Source organism: Brevibacillus fluminis (assembly GCF_003710825.1).
Lineage (GTDB): Bacteria > Bacillota > Bacilli > Brevibacillales > Brevibacillaceae > Brevibacillus_D > Brevibacillus_D fluminis.
The window spans coordinates 308,685-331,417 of the sequence record NZ_RHHQ01000003.1; the positions used below are offsets into that span (position 1 = coordinate 308,685).

At 42.9% G+C, this 22,733-nt stretch carries 19 protein-coding genes; 4 read left to right on the top strand and 15 right to left on the bottom strand.

Translation table 11 applies throughout. The features are described from left to right. Positions 1-164 precede the first annotated feature (164 nt). Entirely contained in the window at positions 165-812 is a 648-nt protein-coding gene (gene queC / locus EDM56_RS02160) for a 7-cyano-7-deazaguanine synthase QueC (RefSeq protein ID WP_122916267.1), read from the bottom strand. Between the two features lie 140 nt (positions 813-952). Next, a complete protein-coding gene (locus tag EDM56_RS02165; RefSeq protein ID WP_122916226.1) occupies positions 953-1,888 on the bottom strand; it encodes a tetratricopeptide repeat protein in 936 nt (311 codons plus the stop codon). Between the two features lie 85 nt (positions 1,889-1,973). On the opposite strand from EDM56_RS02165, the gene EDM56_RS02170 reads away from it, so the two are divergent. Then, positions 1,974-3,287 carry a M20/M25/M40 family metallo-hydrolase gene (locus EDM56_RS02170; protein WP_122916227.1) on the top strand — a complete coding sequence of 438 codons (1,314 nt, stop codon included), beginning with the start codon at positions 1,974-1,976 and terminating at the stop codon, positions 3,285-3,287. Positions 3,288-3,426: 139 nt separating this feature from the next. Here the strand turns inward: EDM56_RS02170 and EDM56_RS02175 are convergent, their stop codons facing one another. From EDM56_RS02175 to EDM56_RS02205, 7 genes are all read right to left on the bottom strand, one after another. After that, positions 3,427-3,903, bottom strand: coding sequence for a hypothetical protein (locus tag EDM56_RS02175; RefSeq protein ID WP_122916228.1), 477 nt, complete (start codon positions 3,901-3,903; stop codon positions 3,427-3,429). A gap of 137 nt (positions 3,904-4,040) precedes the next feature. After that, positions 4,041-7,223, bottom strand: coding sequence for a P-loop NTPase fold protein (locus EDM56_RS02180; protein WP_122916229.1), 3,183 nt, complete (start codon positions 7,221-7,223; stop codon positions 4,041-4,043). 13 nt (positions 7,224-7,236) lie between these two features. Continuing rightward, on the bottom strand, positions 7,237-7,959 hold the full coding sequence (locus tag EDM56_RS02185) for a hypothetical protein (RefSeq protein ID WP_122916230.1): 723 nt from the start codon (positions 7,957-7,959) through the stop codon (positions 7,237-7,239). After that, a complete protein-coding gene (locus EDM56_RS02190) occupies positions 7,913-8,701 on the bottom strand; it encodes a tRNA guanosine transglycosylase family protein (protein ID WP_246009224.1) in 789 nt (262 codons plus the stop codon). Before EDM56_RS02190 ends, EDM56_RS02185 begins: the two co-directional genes overlap by 47 nt. 292 nt (positions 8,702-8,993) lie before the next feature. Next, a complete protein-coding gene (locus tag EDM56_RS02195; protein WP_122916232.1) occupies positions 8,994-9,785 on the bottom strand; it encodes a hypothetical protein in 792 nt (263 codons plus the stop codon). Positions 9,786-9,842: 57 nt separating this feature from the next. Then, the gene (gene dpdA / locus EDM56_RS02200) at positions 9,843-11,867 is read right to left on the bottom strand and encodes a tRNA-guanine transglycosylase DpdA (protein WP_122916233.1); all 2,025 of its coding nucleotides are present in this window, start codon (positions 11,865-11,867) and stop codon (positions 9,843-9,845) included. 114 nt (positions 11,868-11,981) lie between these two features. After that, positions 11,982-12,524, bottom strand: a complete 543-nt coding sequence (locus EDM56_RS02205) for a VUT family protein (protein WP_122916234.1) — start codon at positions 12,522-12,524, stop codon at positions 11,982-11,984. 451 nt (positions 12,525-12,975) lie between these two features. Between EDM56_RS02205 and EDM56_RS02210 the strand changes: the two genes are divergently transcribed. After that, the gene (locus tag EDM56_RS02210) at positions 12,976-14,154 is read left to right on the top strand and encodes a tyrosine-type recombinase/integrase (protein ID WP_122916235.1); all 1,179 of its coding nucleotides are present in this window, start codon (positions 12,976-12,978) and stop codon (positions 14,152-14,154) included. Positions 14,155-14,340: 186 nt separating this feature from the next. Here EDM56_RS02210 and rlmD read toward each other — a convergent pair whose 3' ends face one another. Both rlmD and EDM56_RS02220 read right to left on the bottom strand, forming a co-directional pair. Then, a complete protein-coding gene (gene rlmD, locus EDM56_RS02215; RefSeq protein ID WP_425456267.1) occupies positions 14,341-15,816 on the bottom strand; it encodes a 23S rRNA (uracil(1939)-C(5))-methyltransferase RlmD in 1,476 nt (491 codons plus the stop codon). Between the two features lie 118 nt (positions 15,817-15,934). Next, a complete protein-coding gene (locus EDM56_RS02220; RefSeq protein WP_122916236.1) occupies positions 15,935-16,825 on the bottom strand; it encodes a diacylglycerol kinase in 891 nt (296 codons plus the stop codon). A 324-nt stretch (positions 16,826-17,149) separates the two neighbouring features. On the opposite strand from EDM56_RS02220, the gene EDM56_RS02225 reads away from it, so the two are divergent. Beyond that, a complete protein-coding gene (locus tag EDM56_RS02225) occupies positions 17,150-18,130 on the top strand; it encodes an ROK family glucokinase (protein WP_122916237.1) in 981 nt (326 codons plus the stop codon). Positions 18,131-18,224: 94 nt separating this feature from the next. Here the strand turns inward: EDM56_RS02225 and EDM56_RS02230 are convergent, their stop codons facing one another. From EDM56_RS02230 to EDM56_RS02245, 4 genes are all read right to left on the bottom strand, one after another. Continuing rightward, positions 18,225-19,409 carry an ABC transporter permease subunit gene (locus tag EDM56_RS02230; RefSeq protein WP_122916238.1) on the bottom strand — a complete coding sequence of 395 codons (1,185 nt, stop codon included), beginning with the start codon at positions 19,407-19,409 and terminating at the stop codon, positions 18,225-18,227. Continuing rightward, a complete protein-coding gene (locus EDM56_RS02235) occupies positions 19,402-20,136 on the bottom strand; it encodes an ABC transporter ATP-binding protein (protein ID WP_122916239.1) in 735 nt (244 codons plus the stop codon). Before EDM56_RS02235 ends, EDM56_RS02230 begins: the two co-directional genes overlap by 8 nt. A gap of 192 nt (positions 20,137-20,328) precedes the next feature. After that, complete coding sequence (locus EDM56_RS02240) at positions 20,329-21,111, bottom strand: sirohydrochlorin chelatase (RefSeq protein WP_122916240.1); 783 nt, start codon at positions 21,109-21,111, stop codon at positions 20,329-20,331. Positions 21,112-21,221: 110 nt separating this feature from the next. Then, positions 21,222-21,659, bottom strand: coding sequence for a winged helix-turn-helix transcriptional regulator (locus EDM56_RS02245; protein WP_122916241.1), 438 nt, complete (start codon positions 21,657-21,659; stop codon positions 21,222-21,224). 148 nt (positions 21,660-21,807) lie between these two features. Here EDM56_RS02245 and EDM56_RS02250 point away from each other — a divergent pair, with 148 nt between their 5' ends. Further along, a complete protein-coding gene (locus EDM56_RS02250) occupies positions 21,808-22,560 on the top strand; it encodes an MBL fold metallo-hydrolase (RefSeq protein WP_122916242.1) in 753 nt (250 codons plus the stop codon). Positions 22,561-22,733: the final 173 nt, after the last annotated feature.

The following is a 22,733-nucleotide window of genomic DNA, read 5'->3' on the forward strand; positions in this document are numbered from 1 at the left end:
ATTGTTATATGGTCAACTTAGTTTAATTTATTTTATCTATCAGTACGTCTCATACTGACTTTAAATTTTCTCTCTGATCATCAACACACATAACTAGTACTATTTCCTTTTTCGGAAATTAAATACCTATCATTTATCTACTGAAAAGATCACCGATTCCTTTTCTAGGTACTACTTAAATATTCATCCAAACCTTTTTTCCTCAATTTACAAGATGGGCATTCTCCACATCCATCAGCAATTATGCCATTGTAACACGTAAGTGTCTTATATCTTACAAAGTCTAAGACTCCTAATTGATCTGCAAGGGCCCAAGTCTGTGCTTTGTTTAACCACATAAGCGGCGTATCAATAATGAACTGGTAATCCATCGCTAAGTTAAGAGTAACATTCAATGATTTTATGAAAACATCTCGGCAATCCGGGTAACCACTAAAATCCGTTTCACAAACCCCAGTCACAATATTCCTTGCACCAACTTGTTTGGCAAGTATTGCTGCAAAAGAAAGAAAAAGTAGGTTTCGTCCATCAACAAATGTTGTAGGTAATTTTCCTTCCTCGCTTTTGATTTCTATATCCTTCCGAGTAAGTGCATTTGGAGCAAGTTGATTAAGAAGAGACATGTCCAGGATATGATGCTTAATTGAAAGTTCTTTAGCAATATCTGATGCACAATCCAACTCAAATCGATGTCTTTGTCCATAGTTAAATGTAACAGTCTCAACTTCTTTAAAACGATTCAATGCCCAAAATAAACAAGTTGTACTATCTTGACCACCACTAAATACAACTATCGCTTTTCCAGTCTTCATCACCATTTCCACTCTCCTTATTGAAGTCATACGTTTGGTATATCAAATTACGACCATTACAAGGTGTTAATATCCTGAAATTGCACTAATGCAATCGTTACTATACATGATTGAAAGATAATTTAGTGATCTTCTTTGCCCTATGGTACTACTACATTACTGTGACATAAAAGAGCATACTGAAGCCCTACTCTTCTTCTTCTTGCTGAATAGTTGCCCCTTGCATTAGTTTCAACAACCACATTCCATATCGGATTTCTCACCAACCTGCTTAAACACTTGCGAATACTTTCTGGTTTGATAACCCCCCCGAGAGGACCATTACAAAGATATTCATAGATATCCTTCACCTGAATAAATTCGTTCGACATCAATACAGTGTGAGCAACAAAAAATTCTGTTTGTGTAAGTGGTTCTCTCCTATCCTGGTAAACCAGTTCTCGTTTTTGCTGTGTAATACATATTAATACATCGCAATCCCCTTTTGATTCTTGCTCTTTATAAAAGAAATCCTCTGATATTGGTTCACTGCCGGTTGACGTCACCTTTATATAAAGATATTGTGTCAACATTTCTTCACTGTCGACAAGCATCCGATCGGCATAATTGGCGATTATCTTACTATCGAATGAAGCATATTTACTGGATTCCAAATAATTTACTTCCTTGATAGCATCCTTTGCCATTAATATTCCGCAGTTAACCGTAAAAATTTGCGCTATTAGCGTCTGCGTATCACTTAATCCTTGTTCTCGATTCCCATCTAGTGCCCGTTTAAAAAAACATGCCGATTCAATATATTTTCCACTTCCATAAAGGATATGGGCATAACGGTAATTAGCAATTGGATGATTACTTTGAAGACGGAGAGCCTTTTCAAGATATCGCTTTGCGGAATTTGGATCGGGCCTATCCGACATCTTAAAGGACTCTCCGAATAATACATAAAGTGATACAAGAGATTCTCTATAAATTTTACTATCAACCTGGTCTCCGCGTTTTAGTGCAGCGTTCAATTTCTCCCGCAACGCCTTTTCTTCATGATACGGTACAAATTCTTTTTCTTCTTCGATCATTCAGTTTTTTTCCTCCTCTTCAGTGTGACAACGTGTCACACAGCCCCTTTACACTTTAAGTAACAAATACAAAGGGGTTGACAACATGAATAATATCAGTCTTTTAACTCGTTATGGGTTCAAACCATCAGATTTAGAAAATTGGGTTCCATTCCGTCTTAGCCATGCTAGTGAACTTTTGACTCTTACATTAACTCATCTCGGGACAACATATGATCTTTTAGATCAGGTATCAGAACAAACTTGGGTAGAAGCCTTGCGATTGACCTCTTTTCAGGTTGAACGCCGTGGTGGTGAATGTTTAGTCAATCCATTGGAGAAGGAGCTTCCTCTTGCTGACATCGATCTTTATATGCGTGGAATTACACGTTGGATGAACGAACTTGGAATTCACACAGCTTACTGCTGCGATGGTCATGAACGAAAAAATCCAAAAGTTATCCTGCTCACGCATCCTAATCATAAGCAAATAACTCTCTTGAAAGCCTCTGCACCCGAAGAAATGAACATCCGTTTCTCTGGCAAGGAAATTCACTTTGAATGCAATCATCAGCGTGAGTTATTGCTTTTACTGGCGGAAAAGTTATATGCAATCTGCGCTGATCCGGCGGCTTTAATTCGCTACGAAGCTGATCATTTTAAACACTCATTAATCGAGTTATTGAACATCCCAGGTGAAAGTGGCTATGAGGATCCTATCAGGCGATTTCTGAAAAGAAAACTGAAGCCAATTACAGACAATATGTTTGTGGATCGGGCTGGAAATGTGTGTGCTTTCGTATTTTGCGGACAAGGTCCAACTATACTTTTGTCAGCCCACATGGATATTTTTCAAGAGCTTGAAGAATCCCGCCAAATTGTTCAAGAAGGGACCACTTTATACTCTACCTCGGGGATTCTGGGGGCCGATGATAGAGCCGGTATCGCAGTAATCCTCGAGATCATAAAAAACATTCATCAGACTAACTTTAATGGTACGTTGAAGATCGCGTTTACGGTTGGAGAAGAGATTGGGCTAATTGGATCTCAGCAACTAGATCCCATGTTTCTCTATGATATCGATAGTGCTATTGTAGTTGATCGGAGAGGTAATCGAGATATTGTAACCTCTTACGCCGGAATCATTCCGTTTTGCCCTGATAGTTATGGACTACTATTCGAGCAAGCAGGTGCATTGGCCGGGATGGAAGACTGGAAAGTAACCGAAGGTGGTTCAAGTGATGCTAAAGTTTTTTTTCAAAAATTCGGCATCCCTTCAGTCAATTTATCTGTCGGTTATCAACATGAACACACAGAACGGGAAACAGTAGATTATTTTGCCACCTTCCAGACTGCAACACTTATTTTGACCTTGCTACACCATCAATTAATTCGTTCAAGAGACAAAATGAAAAATTAAGTTCTACTCCTCTTATCTCTTTGAATATTTTAGCAAATTAAAGAATACACTTGCACATTAAGCAAGTGTATTCTGATTTTTGACTAAGCGTGATCACGTTTTTTTAATCGATACCACTCGGCTGCTTCTTGAATTCATCCTAATCTGCTTGTAGTAAACTAGCTAAAATATTGGAAAGTTGCAAAATAAACTGTTTTGAACGTTCATCATTTTCGATAAATTTAAACGCAATTGATGTTGCTTTAGGGTTAATTGGTGGTCCCGAGTTCTTATCCTTACGAAAATCATTGTCAATTTGTTCGAGTCGTTCCTTCCATTTATCGGGGAGATTATCCCGATAAAATCTCCAATTCACTGTGTGAGGTGGTTTTACAGAATAATCATTACTCCCTTCATATTGTACAGCGCCTATCGCTAGTCGTTTATGATTTAATTGTCCATAAATACGAAAATGATCTTCTTCTTTCATATAAACTTGTACGGTTTGCCAAGTCTTGATTTTTCCGTTATCACCCATTTGGCACTCAATATGAAATCCATTATTCTCAATCTCATTACAAATTTCTTTAAAAATTACACTTACTTTCCCAAAATCAAGTACCCGTGGATGTTCCATTATCTACATCACCTCATCATTTAAAGTAATTGTACAAGAATACAGTAGAGATTATGGATTTGACTTTCAAATAAAAAGAAGTGTAGTGAAACAAAAGTTCCACTACACGTTGATGTTAAGAGATACCCCTGCATTTCTCAATAGTTTTTTTCATTCATGCTATTATTTGCTACTAACCTGATCTCAACTATCTTGAAAAGACTCGGAAATTTTTCTTTTAGATCATCAAGTAACTTCCTCCATTGGACAGGTGGTAATGTGCAATAGCCGTGTTCCACTAAATGTCGTAGCTGCCTCTTGATAGCAGGCCGAATTTCTTTATTTGATTCGATACATTCGATTAACTGATTCAAATTCGCTGCATCTTCATTCCCCAGATCACTACGAAGCATCTTCAGAAGCTTAAGCCTTTCAACTTCTTTTTGAGTTTGATTCACAACGTGGTTACTAATGCTATGCAAATCAATTGATTGCCAACCGACGATATAATGAATCAAATCTTGACCTACTAATTCTCTATTCAGTAGTTTACGGCCGCTTTCCACCAAGTGTGTCCACATCATTTTGAGATGTAGAACTTCAGATGTCTCAATCGCTGAGTTCAGTATTGTCGCCAAAGCAAGCTTAGGCGAGAGTGATATGCAGTTATTTAGTCGAACCAACTCGTCAATAAGCACTCTATATCTTTCTTTCTCGGTATTTAGGTCTCCCCAAGATGGCTTCTCGCTTATCGTCGAGTAACTTAGATATTGACCATATTCGTTGAGCAATGATACTAATTGTTGGCTATATGATTCTAACCTTTTTGCTAATTCGACTACTTCTTCACGTAGGCCTTCATCTACTGAAAACTTCTTAATAATCTCACGTAATTCCATCGATTCCTCTAAGATAGAGTATGCAACGAAATCTTCATATTCGTAGTGTGATTTCTTATGGATCAGGACAAGCTTAGATGCAAAAAGATGGTTATCCTCTTCTGGAGATGTTAATAAGTAGTGAACAAGTGAACTTCTTTCTTCATTTGTCTGCTTTAAGGTATGTGAAAGTGTCTCAAAGTATTGAAGATACTCTTCTTTTAGCCCGATAAGAAATACCGAAAATGATCGTTCTCCAATTTCGTATTCCTCAAGTTCTTTCACCGGACTATATTCTCTGATCCATTTGTCAAAATCAATACTTTCAACTGCATTTATACCAACTGTGTCTAGCATGTTATCCCGTAACAAAAACCAATCTTGATACAATTGTTCAGAAACATGTATGACTTCTTGAGTAAATGGCGATTTTATTTGATTTGCCCAACTTGCTCGGCTGATTTTTAAACATCCTTCAACCCATTTTTTTAAGTGATACGCAAAGGAAGGTAGCGTAATTCCTAATTTTTGTTCCAATTCACGTTGCCACAATAAATGCAAAGTATCGGCTTGGTAAATCCACCTGGCAGTGTCGTATTCATTAGAAATCCGTTGAAATAACTTTGCCTTTTCCGCAGGTTTCAATTGTTGGAAGTTCGTAATCTCAAGAGCAGAATACCCGCGTCTTACTTTAATCTCATGAGACATACACTTTTCAATATCAGTAAATGTAATAGGATACCGTGTCCGATTAGAAACCTCTTTTCTTTGTAAGATACCTAGTGTTCTTGGAGTAAAAGGTCTTGACATTGTAACACCTTTAACAACATCATGCACGAGTGTAGCAACTCCAAGACGTACTGGTTCAAGTAGTTCCACATTTACCCGTTTACCTTCGACCCAATCTCGTACCTCAAGCGGTCCTTCTGGTATATCAATTGTAAATTCTGTAACTGGCTCCTTAAAAGGCATTTGGTAACTAATAGAATGAAGGGCTACACTAAGATCTCCTTGCTCATACTTAAAGTGTTTTAATAATTCTTGGGGTAAGACTACTTGGTCGTCCCCTTCAAACACGTACCACTCAGAAAAAGTTTTGATTAACAAATCAGGATGATCTGCAAACATTTCTCTTTTTATTAAGGGAACCACTCGAGAAATTAATTCTCTTTTACCTTGTAGGAAAAATCTAATAATTTCTTTACTATTTAAGATCAGATATCGTAATTTTCCTTTACCAATCGGTATTGCATCATAAACCCTCTTCATCATAGGGCTATTAAATGGCAATAAATTTACAGATAGATCGACATCTATATCTTCTTTTTGAGTAACTGGAGATTGTACTAAATTTTTGCAATCCCAAAAATGGGAACATTTCAGTGAACATGTATACCCTCGAGTACTTTTTAAATGTTTTAAGTAGTTAGCCATGTAAGGTACTACTTGATTCCGATTGAGGCTATAAAAATTTTTCCCTGATTCATCTGATAGCCATATTTTCTTTACGCGATCATCGATTGTATCCAGATTTTGTATCCTATTTGTAAGATCTGCTCCTCTTTTCGAATCCTGAAATCCTCCTGGAGTAAGGCCAATGACCACATCCCAATTACCCTCTTCAAGAGTTATTAACTGATCTAACAGTTCAGTGGCATAGATATTCACTGATTGGACAAGGTCATCAATAAGCAGCAATGGGCGAATTTGATTTAACTTTAAATGGTCAGAGATCTGTTTGAATAAAGAACCAATATCCCATCCTTCGAAGAGAAAGTGGTCTAATTTTTGTGAGATAGTTTGGCGAAATGACTCATAATCAATTTTAAAGGAAAGAGTTGTCTTTGAAAGAATATCCTCAAATTGTTCCCGGTGAATAACTTCTAACGGATTTTTTACGCGTCCTCGTTCAATTTGTTTAGTAAACTCTATTACGTTTCTTTCAATAATTGGTCTAATCATGAGTGCCACTGGGACAATTTCTTCATCCGTGGCCAGAGTCTCAGATAAGGTCGTCCAGACAATTTGATTTATTATTGTAACTGGTTTTTTCAGTAACAAATCCCATCGCTTTTCATCTATAGTTACTTTTAAAGAAATACCCAATATATCAAAACATTTCTTAATTAAAACTTGTGGATTTAGTTCACTTCGAGATATACGTATTACAGGACGTTCTACATTCTGATGTATCCATTTATCTTTTATCCAACAAAGCAATTCAGATTTTCCCGATCCCGTTGAACCAAAAATGAGGTAAACACGATTTCCCGATGAATCCACCTCTGTTAATTCATCAAAAAGTTCGTCTTCAGTAATCTCCGCGATTAATTGGCTCCCATGGTACCGATGCATCATCTGAGGAAAATGGGTTTGACGAAAATATTCAGGTGAATACTCATATCTTTCATCAGCTGTTCCAACTAATAGTTTTAGCGACTCCTTATTTAAGCATGGTATCATTGAAAGACTCCTCTCATTGAACTTTGATCCAATTCCACTCATGATTTGGTCCATATGATTTATATGGCAAATCCTGCTTACAGCTAATTTCAATAATTCTTTGATCATTGAGTGCTAGTAATCCGTAAAGAATCCCTTTAAAAATGTTGCCTTGTGACGTTATGCATGGAAGAATAGGTTGAATCACTCTTTCACAGTATGGTTGAAGTCCTCCTTCATACTCCCCTGCCTCTCGAACGATTTCTTGTAACAATGAGAGTTGGGGTAATGCGTAAAATCCAGAATATACACGTCTACCTAGTCCTAGAAATTCCATGATGCGTTTCCAAGCATTAATTTTTTCATGACCAACCATTGTTTTTGAGAATTTGCTATTCACTTGGTAATGAATATTCACAACAAACATCTTATCGGGTTTAACAAAAACTTGATCATACATCGTTGAAAATACGAAATTAAGAGTTTCTTCCTCCTCCGTTTGTGATATTCTGTTTAATTTTCGGAAGATATCTGTCACCTTCCAATCCACATCATTTGAATATAGAAATCCATTTTCGTCATGGATATAATTAAGGTCTTTCAGTATGACCAATGCCCCATCAATTAGAGAACTAATGTCTCCTTCCTCTTGATATTGATATGTATGTTTCAACTGACAACGGCTCAATCCAGGATTCCGCCTAATGCTTTCAAAGATCGTTTGTATCTCCGGTCCATAACACATTTGAAACAGCATCGAGTGCCCCCCTCTTTTCTTCCAAAATATCGTTAAATTCAACTTGTAAATGAAAATAATTGTGGATAGATCGTAATCTCATGTAATCCCTAGGAGAAGGTATAAATAAGTCATTTGGGTTTACCTTGCAAACTGGGCAATCACACGGGAGCGGTGAATTTAATCTATTGGTGCTTGTTATCTTGGCATGTGACGCGGAAAGATAATAGGTTCTAAAAGGCCTACTATAAAAAACTTGGAAAAAGGCAGCTGCCATAGTTGGTCGTGTTGAATCAAAAGAAGCTACACCGATATCAACCATTGCATTCATTTGCTGTATCCCAGTAACTCCAAAAACATGAAGGTTCGATGGACCTACAATGTCAGCAGCATATTGAATCATGTCTATTTGTGTTGTGTAATGTTTGGCTAATAAGGAGCCTATTCCAAATTTTCTATAACCTATTTTTATTAATTCATGAGCTGAAAACTTGATACTAGCTTGGTCATATCCTTGAATTACCCCCATAGGGTTTGCATCCTTTATTAATCCTGAAGACTCGAAGAGTCTTAAATATTCGTACGCATTAAAAAGTGTTCTTTCCATCGCAGCATATTTTTCCGATAAATCAGTTTTATGTAACATCGGTTCGTCAAAGTGGACTAAAGTAATTTCCGTATCAGGATTACAATCTTGTAATAGCGAGACTTGAAGGTCAAAAATATCTTTTAATTTCGGGCGATTCTTTTGTTTAACGTACATTACGGACCCACAATCTAGTATTAACTTCTTTGGTTTCTGCTTAAACCTCTTAATTGTCCCTCTATTATCTGGTACTGCACTTATTAGAATAGGACAGTTAGGGAAATAGTTTGTAAAATAAGCATCACTATGCGACCAACCTGTATAGAATTCCAAAATTCCCCCCACTTTCAATTAAAAGTATACGATTTCTAGCACATTTAACTACGTGATGGTACGTGATAAACTAATCCTAACATATATTATTTAGCAGAGCTACTTTTTTTAAAATAAAAAAGAGCCTTCTACAGGCTCATGTAATCCAGTCTTTCCAAATGGTATATATTAATTCTCTCTGCGCATCGTTAAATTGAAGCTTTCCGTTTTTCCCCAAATAAATAATCAATAAAGGATTTTGTCGGTCAAAAAAGTTCCCAGTCCAGCCTTGGTAATTAATCCTTGTGTTTATATCAGGTAATGAATTTCTATTACCGTTCTTTAACCATTCATCCTTAAAATATTTAAGATATAACTCCCAAGCAAGACTTGCATCAGCAATACTATTTTTCCTAAACTCACGTCTTTCCGCAACAGGTAAGTAATCCAAGTATGGGAATTTTTCCAAGAGTATTTCGATGAATCTCAAGAGATTATCCGATAACTCATTCCAAGAACACCTTGGTATATTAACTGGGAAAGTCTTTCTTAAAATATTTCTCAATGATTGAATTGTTAACAATTTCGTGGAATTCTTACTTAGTTTTGTTCCTTTCTCTATAAGTCGATTAAATTGTTTATGAGAAAGTAGCCTTCCTTCAATGAATGCAGGAAGATTGTTCCCATTTTGAATAAAAAGTACCGGGTATTCATCATTATCATTTCCTAAAGGTAAAGCAGTGGAAAGTATAGGTTCAGTTATATCGATCTTATTAGAGGAAATATCAACCAATTCGGCATACTCTACAATGCACAACTCATTATTTATCTGATGAGGGTTTTTATAACTAAGTTTCCACCCTCTAATCGTACCTAACTTTGCGATCCCTAAATAGAGATTAATATCTACTCTACTCAGTCCTTTAATACATTCCAGAGTAAAGTTCATTGGACAATCCCCCAAAACAAATATGCCCTAGTTTATCACACTAGAGCATTTTTAGGGTTACTTATTTAATTCCTTTTTCAATTCATTTAATTGAGCATAATAAACATGGGTGTTGTGAAATCCTCTTCTTCGATTTCTATTATTTCCTCTAAATACGACAACATCGATATCAATACTTCTGCATACTTTACACTCACAGCTCTCCCAAGGACGTTCAGTCAACAGTTCTCGATATAATTCTTCGTGAACTTCTCTTTTTTCTCCTAGCATTTCATCGTATTTTAATATAGCCGCAAGAGCAATTTCAAATTCGATATCACCAGAACTAAAAGCTCTTAGTGCATTAAGGGCCTCTTGTTCTAAATTCTTAAATGCTTGAAATTCCCCTTTTCCCTCTTGAATCATCTTTTTTACTCTTCCAGCTGTCTCTTTTGCTTCAGGAATACGGATTGCAGTGTAATGTTTTCCTGATTTAGTATGGTAATTATGACCCGTTCCGAGCCATGCTCTTCGTAGCGGAGAAGATGAGTCGAATGAAGTAACCCCTAGCTTATGAAACGAACTCATTGTCCGCATATCACGCGCTACACCAAAAAGGTGCATACGGAATTTTTCATGAGGAATATATGGAGAAATTTCTTTTAGGATCTCATAAATTTTCTCCGATTGTTCCCTTGCTAGTCCACCGAGTGCTATATAATCGTAGCCGAGACTAATTAAATGCTGGACTGCTTTTCGAAAAGATACAGGGTCCCATCCTTGAACAATACCAATTGGATGGAACTTATACCTCTCCCTATTCGCTTTATGCTTATTAATAAACTCTTCAGCCATTGATAAGGTTATTTCATAGCGTTGCTTTTTAATTATTTCATCACTCTTAAAAGGTCCAACGATTAGATGGTCAACAGAAACGCCATAATCAAATCCATAATCATCATAGTACTTGATAATTTCGTCTGTCGTATATGGTGGAACATCTTTATCAATGTAGCTAAACGCCCCACAATCGCCCATTATAGGATAGTCGGATGGCAATCGTAAAAATTGATGCACTCCCATGTCCTCAATAAGTGTCCGCTTTTGACGAGTCGCGTTATCAATATTGACTTTCGACACAAGTACACCATCATATTGAGGGGTCCCAAATATTTCGTGAGCATAAACGTCATTTATTAAAGGATTCCGATCTTTCTCAGAATGATCGTTGAAAAAATCATAGTTTGGATCTACACGATCATCATTTTCTGGGATAAAGAACTTAAATTCAGATTTGAAATTCTTTGCAAATAATGAGTCAGGTACGGGAAATAACTCATTATAAAATTCTAGTAAGTGATCATCTGTTGATTCTGTCTCAAAAAGATCGAGTTGGCTAAACCTTTCATCTAATGATTGTAGGATACACTCCCTCACTTTTTTGGGTTCTTCCAATATCGATGTCCATAATGCTTCTGTTTCGAATGCTGCAACTCGTTTAAGCAAATGGGCAAACAAAAATCCCTTTATACCAATTAAACCGAACTTAAACTTTTTAGCTTCCTTTTCCCCAATTGCTAGAACGTGAGTCCGATCTCCAAGCAATACTTTTGCCTTACTTGATCCTCCGGCAAAGAAAATTAGCCTTTGATTCATATCGACTTCAAGAGGCCAATCTACAGATTGAAGATATTTATCGCCCAACAAGAAAAAGACTAAATCGTAACTTTTAATTTTATCTTGAAGTCTTTTGCTAATTCCTTGAGTTTTCGACCATTTTTTTATGGTTTGTGTATCCATCGAATTAAAAGTAACCTCATATGGAACAACTAAATCTGATTCATCAAGCAGTCCATATCCGGCAGAAATAATGCTTACATCAATTTTCCCACCATTTAAACGATATTTCTTAACTCCTTCCATTAAGGAGATATGCTGGCTTCCCGTGTACATCTCACCAGCTGGTAGTTGGTAATCTATTAACTCTCCTTCTCTTACTACAAGTCTTTCTTTATTTACAAAGTCCTCGAAAACTAGTTGATTTTCTGGATTGAATTTTTTTTCTCCTGTACAGGACGTTACAACTAATATACGTTTTCCCATATGTCCTCCATGTTAGAATACGATAATTTGCTTTTAATAGTTTTCACTCTTAATAGTAAAAATTTTTGAAAGTAATGTACACACGAAACATCATAAAAAGGGCCAATGGCCCTTTTATTGGATAGTTTTAAATGCCCTATCTGCAAATATCCGGATAATCCCTGTTGCAAACATTTGAATTAATGTCTTAACAATTATTTGTCCAATAATTGCATATCCAACTGCATCCCATGGTAAGAAGTTTGCCCCAAGTGGCGATAATCCGATGATGACAAAAATTACACTATCTAGAAATCCACCAACGATGCCACTATAAAATACTCGCCAAGAAAAAGGTAACTTTAACCGAGAGTAAATTTCAGTATCAGTTGTTTCTGAAACCAAGAACGTTAATATAGATGCAAGCACAATCCAAAGGGTGTCACCTAAAATATAAGATGTTATAGCAGAAAGCAATGTGGCTAAGAAAATAGTGTAATAGGTATATTTTCTTCCAATAACATTTTGAACTAAGTCTCTCAAAATAAAAGTTAAACCAATAATGAATGTCCCCGCTGGAATAATGAATACTCCAAACTGAAACGGTACTGTGCTAGCAGTAATCACATTTGCCGAAACGATCGCCAAAAGATAACACACTAATATAAAATACTTCATTGCTCCACCTCTTTTTTATATTGCTCTCATTATACAATAGTCCTTTTAAATCAGCTACCCCCAAATGGGCCCAGTTAAGGATCCACACAAACGTTTGATTCTTCTTTTTATAAAGTGTACGTGATAAGAGACGTTACCTATATTCTAATAATTTTTATAGATATCCGAAGAGGATCTATCAACTTCTTCTTTTATTTCGTGTGCCGATACAATTTCTCGACATTTTATGTCCTCGGTTTTGAACCTTACTCTTCTGTTGTTCTAGCATGGACTCCATCTGCTTCTTCTATATACAGCGCAACGTGATCTTATGATTGTGCTTTTCAGAAAAAAACAGTATTGAATGAGGATAATTTGGGTAAATCAAATTAATTGTAACAGTATCCTCCCATATGTTAATGGCCATAATTAGAATATACTTTTTCTTTCTGCCTTTAGTGGAGGTGTTAGATTGGCAAGTATAGAAAAGCGTGGGGCAAATTCATGGAGGCTTACTGTAAGCGCAGGAAAAGATGCCTCAGGCAAGTATATTCGTTACAATAAGACTGTCCGCTGTCGAACAAAAAAGGAAGCGGAAATAGAACTTGCTAAATTCCAAATTGAGGTTGAAGCTGGCGCATACATTGCTCCAGAGAAATTAACTCTTCGATCATTTATCAATGACTGGCGTGATAAGTATGCAATTAATGAACTTGAAACCAAAACATTATCTATATACCTCAAAGTCTTGGAAAAGCGCATTCTCCCTGTAATCGGGCATTTTCGGTTAGATCAACTCAAACCAATGCATATCGTCTCCTTACTCAGTGAACTAAGCAAGGAAGGGAGTCGACAGGATGGGAAAGAAGGGGCACTCTCTTCCGGATCTATTCAATACGTTTATAGAGTGTTGAAAAACGTCTTTACAAGAGCAGTTGAGTGGAGAATCATTAAATCCAATCCTGTTGCAGATGTTAAATCACCTAAAGTTGTTCATAAAGAAAGTCAAGTTTACGATGAGTATGAAATTCACTTGCTGTTTCGAGCATTGGAAGTTGAACCATACCATTGGCGAATGATGATCACACTTGCATTAACCACTGGTCTTCGGCGCGGCGAACTTGTTGGCCTTGAATGGAAACATATTGATTTCGAAAAAGGTACTTTATATGTCAAACAAAGCATTTCCAACTTTATTAACGGAAAGCCTATCATTAAGGAACCCAAAACGAGTAAATCCGTCCGTAAGATTAGTTTGTCCGATGGTGTCTGTTCAGAGTTGAATGAATACTACAATTTCTGTAAACAAGATTGGGATAAATTAGAGGAGACTCGAGACAAAGATCATTTCTTTGTTTTCTTTAACCAGTATGGAAGAGCATTTTACCCAGAAAGTCCATATCTATGGTTCCGCGGCTTCTTAAAGAAGCACAATTTAAAATACATTAGGTTCCATGATTTACGCCATACCTCAGCTACCTTGTTAATTAACAAAGGAGTTCATGCCAAAATAATTTCTGAACGCCTAGGTCATGCCGACATAACTACAACCATGAACATATATGGTCATGTCTTAGCAAAAGCTGACAAAGAGGCAGCTAATAAGTTTGATCAAATTATTCCCCTTAAGCTTAAGAACCCGAACGGTTGAAAAATCAACTGAACGGGTTCTTTGTTTATTGTTGACAAAATAGTTGTATTGACTAAACTGCACTTTTCCGAGGAAATGCGTTTATTTAGGCTAATTATTGCTGATGTTTAACACCAATTTATCACCAATGCCCCTAAACAACCTCTGTATCACATTACAAAACCAACTGTAATAATCAATTGCCTTTTATTTATAAAGACTTCCGCCAACTGTACCACCCTTTTCCAGTAACGCTACACTCTCCACATGCCCCGTCCACGGAAACATATCCACCGGCTGCACTTCAACCACCCGATACTTCCCACTCAACACCTTCAAATCCCTCGCCAACGTAGACGGATTACACGACACATAAACAACCCGCTCCGGCTCCATCGCCAAAATCGTCTCCAACAGCACCTCATCGCACCCTTTGCGTGGCGGATCAACCACAATCACATCAGCCGTAATCCCGTCTTTCCTCCATGCAGGAATCACGACCTCCGCTGCTCCAACCGCAAACGTCACGTTCTCCATCCCGTTCAACTCCGCATTACGGTTCGCATCCGCAATCGCTTCCGGCACGATTTCCACACCATATACATGCTTAGCTTTTTGCGCCAGGAACAACGAGATCGTCCCAATTCCACAATACGCGTCAATCACGGTCTCCCCGCCGGACAGCCCCGCATACTCAAGCGTCTTGTTGTACAGCACCTCGGTCTGCGCCGGATTCACCTGATAGAACGAGCGCGCGGAAATAGCGAACTTGACCGATCCGATGTAATCATAAATCACTTCGTTGCCCCACAGAGTGAACGTCTTGTCGCCGAAAATGACATTGGTTTGCCGTTCATTCACATTTTGCACGATGCTGGTAACCGCCGGTAGCTCCTGGCGAATCGATTCGACCAACCGCTCCTTCTGTGGAATCGTCTCTTCCGTAGTGATCAGCACAACCATGACCTCGCCTGTCTTAACGCCGACTTTGGCGACGACGTGGCGCAAGAGGCCGGTGTGCGTCCCTTCATTGTAGGCGGTGATGCCTAACTCGCCCGCCAACCGCTTGACGACGCGCACGACACTGTCGTTTACATCCTGCTGAATCAAGCAGGAGTCAATATCGATGATGTCATGGGATTTCTCAGCATAAAAGCCGCTGACAATCTTACCGCCCTGCATCCCAATCGGCACCTGTGCTTTGTTCCGATACCGCCATGGCTCATCCATGCCGAGTGTCGGGTGCACGATGACGGCATCCTCGCCTTCTACGGTGAAGCCGCCGATTCGCGCCAGGTTGTCCCTTACGATCTGCTGTTTGTGCGCAAGCTGTGCCACATAATCCATATGCTGCAGCGAACAGCCGCCACATTGGTCGAACACGGGACAGGGTGGGGTGAGCCGCACGGGGCTTGGCTCCGTTACAGAAAGCAGCCGGGCGAAGCCGAAGCTTTTTTTGGCATGCTCCACTTCCGCCAGCACTTTTTCCTTCGGCAACGCCTTTGGAACGAATAGCGTATAGCCGTTATATCTTCCGACCCCTTGCCCTTCGTGGTTGAGTCCGGTGATCTCCAGCTCGACGATTTGGCCGAGCTGCACGGGATAGTTGCGCTCCACGGCTGCCTGCTGGCTACCTCGCTGCTTGTTTGATTGATGTCGCTTCATTTTCGTTGGTTTTGCCACGACGCACGTTTCTCCTTTTTATGAAAATGCCCCCTTTTTCAAGGGGTGCACACATTTCTCCATGTTATGAAACTAACTATATCACAGAACGTCCCGTCCGGTCCCGCCCAGTGCTTCCCTATGGGACAAAAATCTCAATATGCCCTGGCAGCGCCTGGCATTCGCATGGCAGCTCACCGCCGAGTTCACCGTCCAGGTTGAGCAGTACGTTCCGCTCATCCTGCGATGTGATGCGCAAATAGTCCGTCTGGAAATACAGCAGATGCGAATCTTTGACATGATCCCCGCGGATCGCCAATGTGGCGAGGCGGATCAGGTCGGCGAGGTTGGTTTTTTTGAGCACGAGGCAATCCAGTTTACCGTCGGACAGATCTGCCTTTGGTGCCAGGCGGTCGAAACCGCCGACCGCGCGGCTGTTCGCAATGAGAAACAGGGTGATTTCCTCATCGACCTTCACACCTTCGCGCGTCTCGATGCGCATGTGTGTCGGATGCAGGAATGCCAGCTTTTCAATGCCTTTTAAATAATAAGCGAGCTGGCCCAGCATGGTTTTCAGCTTGCTTGGCACTTCATAGGTCAAATCGGTCAGGGCGCCGCCGCCGGCGATGTTGATGAAATAGCGGCCGTTGATGCGACCGAGGTCGATCTTTTTCGTTTTGCCCTTGGCGATGATTTGGCAGCAGCGATCCAGCGATTTGTTCAGCCCGATGGCACGGGCGAAATCGTTGCTGGTGCCGCTTGGGATGATGCCGAGCTTTGGCCGGGACTTTTTGCCCGCGAGGCCGTTGACGACCTCATACAGGGTGCCGTCTCCGCCCGCTGCAACGATGCAATCGAAGCCGCGCGCTGCCGCTCGCTCCGCTTCACGCGTGGCGTCTCCTTCGCCTTTGGTCGCAAAGCACGACGTTTCGTACCCTGCCTGCTCCATAATATCGAGGATATCGGGCAGTCGTTTGCGAATAAGCTCGCGCCCCGATGTCGGATTGTAAATTAAACGTGCTCTTTTCACACTTTGTCCCTTCTTCCATGGTTCCACAGTTAGAAAACGTGGCTCCCCCGCTCTTTTGGCGGAGCCGTAGCGCACTTTTGCCTAGCCGCGTTGTTCCTGCGTGATTTCCAAGGCGTGGCTTTGGGCGAGGATGTTTGTCTTTGCCCTGTGACAAATGCAGCCATTGCAAGCATCTGTGCTTTTTCATTCGGAAGTCGTCAAAAACCGTTCTTCTCCATCATATCCTGTATAACCAAATTTGGGAATCGCTATGCCTCCCGAGTCATGATAAGATAGGCACATACAAATTTTTCCGAAAAATGAATAAATGGGGTGAGACCGTTCATGGGCAACCGATTCATGGTAGGAATCGATATTGGCGGAACAAGCATCAAAATGGGGCTGCTGACGCCGTCCGGCAGCATGGTGGGCAAGCTGGAGCAGCCGACTTTGGTCGAGCTAGGCGCAGACAGCGTCATCCAGCGGACAGCCGAAATGGTTGAACTCCTCCTGCAGCGTTCCGACGTTGCCAAGCATCAGCTGGCAGGCATCGGTATCGGGGTGCCCGGCCCCATCGACGCGGACAGCGGCGTCGTTCATCAGGCGGTCAATCTCCATTGGCAGCGGACCGAGCTGCGAGCCAAAATGGAGGCGCTCACCGGTGTCCGCGTCTTCGTGGAAAACGACGCGAATGCGGCCGCTCTCGGGGAAATGTGGCAGGGTGCCGGAACTGGCGCGACGAATCTGGTCATGATTACGCTCGGCACCGGCGTCGGCGGTGGCATTATAGTAAACGGTGCCATCACGCATGGCATTAACGGCGTGGCAGGCGAAATCGGCCACATCACTGTAGATCCGACACACGGTCCTCTGTGCAACTGCGGCAAACGCGGCTGCCTGGAAAACTACGCCTCCGCCACCGGTATCATCCGGGCTGGTCGTGAAGCCGCTGAAAACGGGCAAAGCTACGTGCTTGCCGATATCCTCAGCGAACACAACAAGCTGACCGCCAAAGATGTCATCGATGCAGCCAAGGCCGGAGACCCCGGAGCCACCAGCGTCATCGACCAAGCTACCTATTACCTCGGTCTTGCCTTCTCTCATCTCATCGTCCTGCTGAACCCCGCCAAGATCGTTGTCGGCGGCGGCGTATCTGCATCCGGCCCATTTTTGTTTGATAAAATTCGTGAAGTTTGCCAACGGTTCGTCCCCTTTCCCCAAGCGTTTGCTTCCTGCGACATTCTCCCTGCTACCCTCGGCAATGACGCTGGCATCATCGGCGCCGCCTGGCTTGTCCGTGCGCATGCCTGGCAATCCGTCACCTAATGCTACAACCTTCCATCTTTGCATCTTTGTGATCACGCCTGCGCCTTCCATACAGAAAGCCCGCCTGCTTTTCGTACAGGCGGACTTTTTGCGTTCAGGCGATTGCGATTCGCTCCTTGCGAAAAAAGTGGGCGGCAAAATAAATCGCGGCACTGACATAAATGACTGACGAGGTGATGGCCAAACCGGCATGCAGCGGCTCAATCTGCCCCATACAAATTTCCTTCACCACGGCAACGCTGTTGAACAGCGGCAGCGCATACACGTAGGCCGGAATATCAATCGGATTGAGCGGCATCAAAATATACGAGGGAACCAGTGCCGCGAACACAAGCGGTGCCATAAGCGTCTGCGCTTCCTTGTTTGTCCGTGCCAGCGTGCTGATCATCAGCTGCAGCCCGGCGAACATGGCAGCGGACAACAGCACCACCATGAGCAGCAGGCAAACCGCAGCTGGACTCAATAACGCGGCCAATGTGCCGATACCCCCTTCAGCTGATTGACCACTTGCTAGCGCGAAGCTGATGCTGGTCAACGATGCGAGCGCGCTCGCGGTGCCCATCAGCATGACGATCAAGAGCTTGGCGGCAAGCAGGTCGGCGGCACGAACCGGCGCGGCCAGGAGCGTTTCCATCGTTCCGCGCTCCTTTTCACCTGCGATCAGGTCGACAGCCGCTGCCATACCTCCGGATGCTAGCGCCATTAAAAGCACGAGCGGAATCACAGAGGCCAGCATCGTTCCTGCCTCTTGCTCTTTGCTCGCAACGCTTTGGCTCTCCATTTTGATCGGCGTTAGCCATTCGCGAGTCAGCCCCGTTTTTTGCAGCCGTTGATCCATGAGTTGCTCGGCATAGTGTTCGATCGCCTTGGCGATTTGTTCCTCGGCGTATTCGGATTTTTGATTGGTCGGATCATATAGCAGCTTCACGTTGAACGTTCGCTCTCGCTCGATCTGCTGCGCGGCATTCACATCGGCTTCAACCGCCACGCGGATCGTCCCATCCTTGATGGCCTGAACCAGATCGGCAGGATGGAGCCGCACTGCACCTGGAATAACCGCCAGCTGTCTGATCAGCTCCGGCGCCGTGCCAGCCGACACGGCAAACGGGATGTACGCCCGCGCCTCCTCCTCCACCTTGCTCATCGAATAGCCGATCAACAAAAAGAGCAAGGGAACGATTACGATGGGGATCAGCAGCGCGCTGATCCAGGTGCGTTTGTCCCGAATCAGATCGGTCCACTCCTTTTGAAAAACCACCCACACCATTCGCTTATTCATCACAGCCGCCCCCTTGGATCACCGGCAAAAACCAATCTGTAGGATCATCGCTGTCGTACGGCGCGCGCCACTCCTCAATGGTGCCTTGGAACCGAATGCGCCCTTTATGCATGATGACGACGCGGTCGCAGAGCTTTTTCACCTCGCTCATGTTGTGGATGGAGAACAGGATCGCCTTCCCCTCTTGCCGCAGCTGTGCGATCAACTCGCGGAAAACAAGCGCTCCACTCACATCCAAACCTGTCGTCGGCTCGTCGAGTAAAACAACGGGTGGGTCATGGACCAAAGCACGGGCGATCGCCACCTTTTGCCTCATTCCGCGCGAAAAGCCCGCTACCCGCTTCCGCACATAGCTTTCCATCCCCAGCTTTTCGCTCGCCTGCGCGATCCGCTCCCGCAGCTGCCGCTCCGCCATTCCGTACAGCCTGCCAAAATACGCGATGTTTTCCCACGCCGTTAAGCGTCCATACAGCCCGACATCCCCGCCAAACAGCAGGCCGACCTGCTTGCGCGCTGCAAGCGGCTCTGTTGAAGTCAGAATGCCGCCGATACGGATCTCCCCGTCACTTGGCTGCAATATCCCACTGATTAGCCGCATCGTTGTCGTTTTCCCCGCCCCATTTTCACCGAGCAGGCCGACCACCTCTCCAGGATTCACGGTAAACGAAAGCTGGCTGACCGCCTCCAGTGTGCCAAACCGCTTCGACGCCTCCACCACCTCGATCATGGCTTCCTTCCACACTCCTTTTGCCCTTACAATGAAAGCCGTTTGGGCAACGATGGTATCTGCTTATGTGTATGTCGGGGACAACCGTGTGCTTCCACTTTTTTCAGACGTGCCACTCGCAAATCAACACAGAAAAAAAGAACCGTTGCACACACGTAACGCACGTGTACAACGATTCTCTTTGAATTGGAACTAAACGCTTACCCGTTCCTTCAGAAGCTTCTTTTCCTGCATCAGCTGGCGTTCGATAACATCCTGCATCCATTGGGTCACAAACGGATGCGGCAAATACGTTTGTCCGTTGTAGAGGTACTCTAGTCCTTCCAGACGGGACGGAATCACTTTTTTTGTAAAGTATCCTTCACTCAAAAAGAGCGGCAGCACGACGGTACGGTTTTTGCGCGTGATCGCCCGTGCGCGCTTGGACAAATTATCCGGATGAAGCGTGCCATAAGTGACACCTTTGAAGCCTGCACGCGTCCGCATGGATACGGCCAGACGCTGCAGCACGCCTTCCCACTTGGCATGGTACTCACCCTCGTCTGCTCCGTGCCCGACCAGGAGCAAGACTTCCTCAGATGGATCGATGCTCAGCTGGCGAATGCGTTCGAGCAAAATCTCCTCGATCAACGGATGGTCATCCATCGGCGAGCAGTAGAGGATTTCCGCAGATGTCTCAATTTTTTCGAACTCTTCATCAAGCTGTGTTTTATCGTAAACGCCCAGCAAACAACCGATCTCATCAATATGTGTACTGCCGGAAGCGACAAAGAGCGGCACGGCGATGATCCGTTCCACGCCTTGGTTCTCCAAAGCGCGAATACCGTCCTCGATCAACCGACCCTCGACCATCTCCAGAAAACAGGCCGCTACCGGAACAGATACCTCCAAACGGCTTACCGCATCGTCAACGAGCTGTACCCAAGACGCGTTGCTGGAACCGTGACCAATAATCAGTACTCCGTGTTTCTTCAAAGAGAACCCCCACTTTCTCTCATTCCTACTTAATAATCATTATAAATAGTATTATACCTCAATGGGGCGTCCATTATTTGGCGAATTTGTGGAGGTTCGAACATTTGCCGTCAGTTTTTTTCTTTAACAGGGGAAAACGAAAAATCACGTACCGTTTCTTCGCAATGAGGGCAACGGAAATCAACCCGAACCATTTCATGGCCACACTTCTGATGGAGGACCTCCACGTACTTCTCGTCAAAGTGCTGATTGCCCCAGATGGCTAGCGTAATGAGCACACTTTTCAGTGAGCGTCCTGTTTCTGTGAGGCCATATTCGTACCGTGGCGGATGATCGGAATACAGCCGGGCTTCGATCATTCCATGCCTTTCCAATGCCTGAAGACGTTCCGACAGGACACTTGCCGAAATGCCTGTCAGCGATTCTTTCAGATCATTGAATTTGTTGACCCCATAAAAAAGGTCGCGAATAATCAAGAGCGACCACCGATCACCGATGATATCCAATGTTTTCGCGATATTGCAGTGCTGATTGTACGGTTTTGGCACAAGCAAAACTCCCTTTTTCGTGTTTCAAGATAGATCAACTATACCATAATCGGCGTTCGTAATCAGAAGTGGATTTGAATTAAAAAGCAAGTTGTTTTTTAGAACTTACTGATTTATGCTGGTAATAAGGTGAAAAGGAGGTAATTCGATGAAAGTGCAACGTTTGGCTTGGGCAGGCCTGTTTTTACAGGAAGGTGAAACCGTCATCCTCATTGATCCTATCCAGCAAGTTCCCGCCCCTACCAGCCATGTTGTTGGGCAACCACTTGAACGGTTGACCCATTTTTCCAAGCTGCCGCGACCATCCGCGATCCTCACAACCCACTTGCATGCCGATCATTTTGACCCTGAGTCTGCCATCCAAGCTTTCGGACACGATCTCCCGTTTTTCGTCCCGCATTCCTCGCTTGAGGCAACATTGCAAAAAGGTCTGACACAGGTTACCGGAATGAATGTCGGCGATCAAACAAAAATCGGAGAGTTTCTCGTAACAGCGGTGCAATCTATCGACGGATTCGGCAATCCGCAGGTCGCCTGGATCGTCGAGACAAAGACACAGCGAGTGATCCATTGTGGTGACACAGTGTGGCACGGCTACTTTTGGGAAATCACCAAACGGTACGGACCGTTCGACATCGCCTTTTTACCGGTCAACGGAGCCGTCTTGGATATCCCGACTCATCAACCTCCGAGTCGGCTGCCAGCATGCCTGACACCCGAGCAAGCCGTGGAGGCAGCCCACATTCTCCAAGCCAAAAAGCTGGTTCCGATCCATTACAAAACCTTTCACCACCCGCCCTTCTATCTGGAAACGGAGGACCTTGAAAAACGGCTGCAACAAGCAGCACGTGAAAGCCAGGTGGAAGTGATGATGGCGGAAGCAGGCGATTTCGTCCTGTAAAACGTCCAACGAAAATGCAAAAAACGCTTCCGCTAAAAATGAACTGCACCCCAATTGTTAGACACATAACAATTGGAGGTGCAGTTTTTCTATGGCTAAATTTACTATAGACGATAAATTGTCAGCGGTTCATCGCTATTTAGAAGGAACTGAGAGTTATGAATCGATTGCCT

Coding starts and splice junctions, on each gene's coding strand:
- queC (WP_122916267.1), bottom strand. CDS start 812: ATGAAGACTGGAAAAGCGATAGTTGTATTTAGTGGTGGTCAAGATAGT.
- EDM56_RS02165 (WP_122916226.1), bottom strand. CDS start 1,888: ATGATCGAAGAAGAAAAAGAATTTGTACCGTATCATGAAGAAAAGGCG.
- EDM56_RS02170 (WP_122916227.1), top strand. CDS start 1,974: ATGAATAATATCAGTCTTTTAACTCGTTATGGGTTCAAACCATCAGAT.
- EDM56_RS02175 (WP_122916228.1), bottom strand. CDS start 3,903: ATGGAACATCCACGGGTACTTGATTTTGGGAAAGTAAGTGTAATTTTT.
- EDM56_RS02180 (WP_122916229.1), bottom strand. CDS start 7,223: ATGATACCATGCTTAAATAAGGAGTCGCTAAAACTATTAGTTGGAACA.
- EDM56_RS02185 (WP_122916230.1), bottom strand. CDS start 7,959: ATGCTGTTTCAAATGTGTTATGGACCGGAGATACAAACGATCTTTGAA.
- EDM56_RS02190 (WP_246009224.1), bottom strand. CDS start 8,701: ATGTACGTTAAACAAAAGAATCGCCCGAAATTAAAAGATATTTTTGAC.
- EDM56_RS02195 (WP_122916232.1), bottom strand. CDS start 9,785: ATGAACTTTACTCTGGAATGTATTAAAGGACTGAGTAGAGTAGATATT.
- dpdA (WP_122916233.1), bottom strand. CDS start 11,867: ATGGGAAAACGTATATTAGTTGTAACGTCCTGTACAGGAGAAAAAAAA.
- EDM56_RS02205 (WP_122916234.1), bottom strand. CDS start 12,524: ATGAAGTATTTTATATTAGTGTGTTATCTTTTGGCGATCGTTTCGGCA.
- EDM56_RS02225 (WP_122916237.1), top strand. CDS start 17,150: ATGGGCAACCGATTCATGGTAGGAATCGATATTGGCGGAACAAGCATC.
- EDM56_RS02230 (WP_122916238.1), bottom strand. CDS start 19,409: ATGAATAAGCGAATGGTGTGGGTGGTTTTTCAAAAGGAGTGGACCGAT.
- EDM56_RS02235 (WP_122916239.1), bottom strand. CDS start 20,136: ATGATCGAGGTGGTGGAGGCGTCGAAGCGGTTTGGCACACTGGAGGCG.
- EDM56_RS02250 (WP_122916242.1), top strand. CDS start 21,808: ATGAAAGTGCAACGTTTGGCTTGGGCAGGCCTGTTTTTACAGGAAGGT.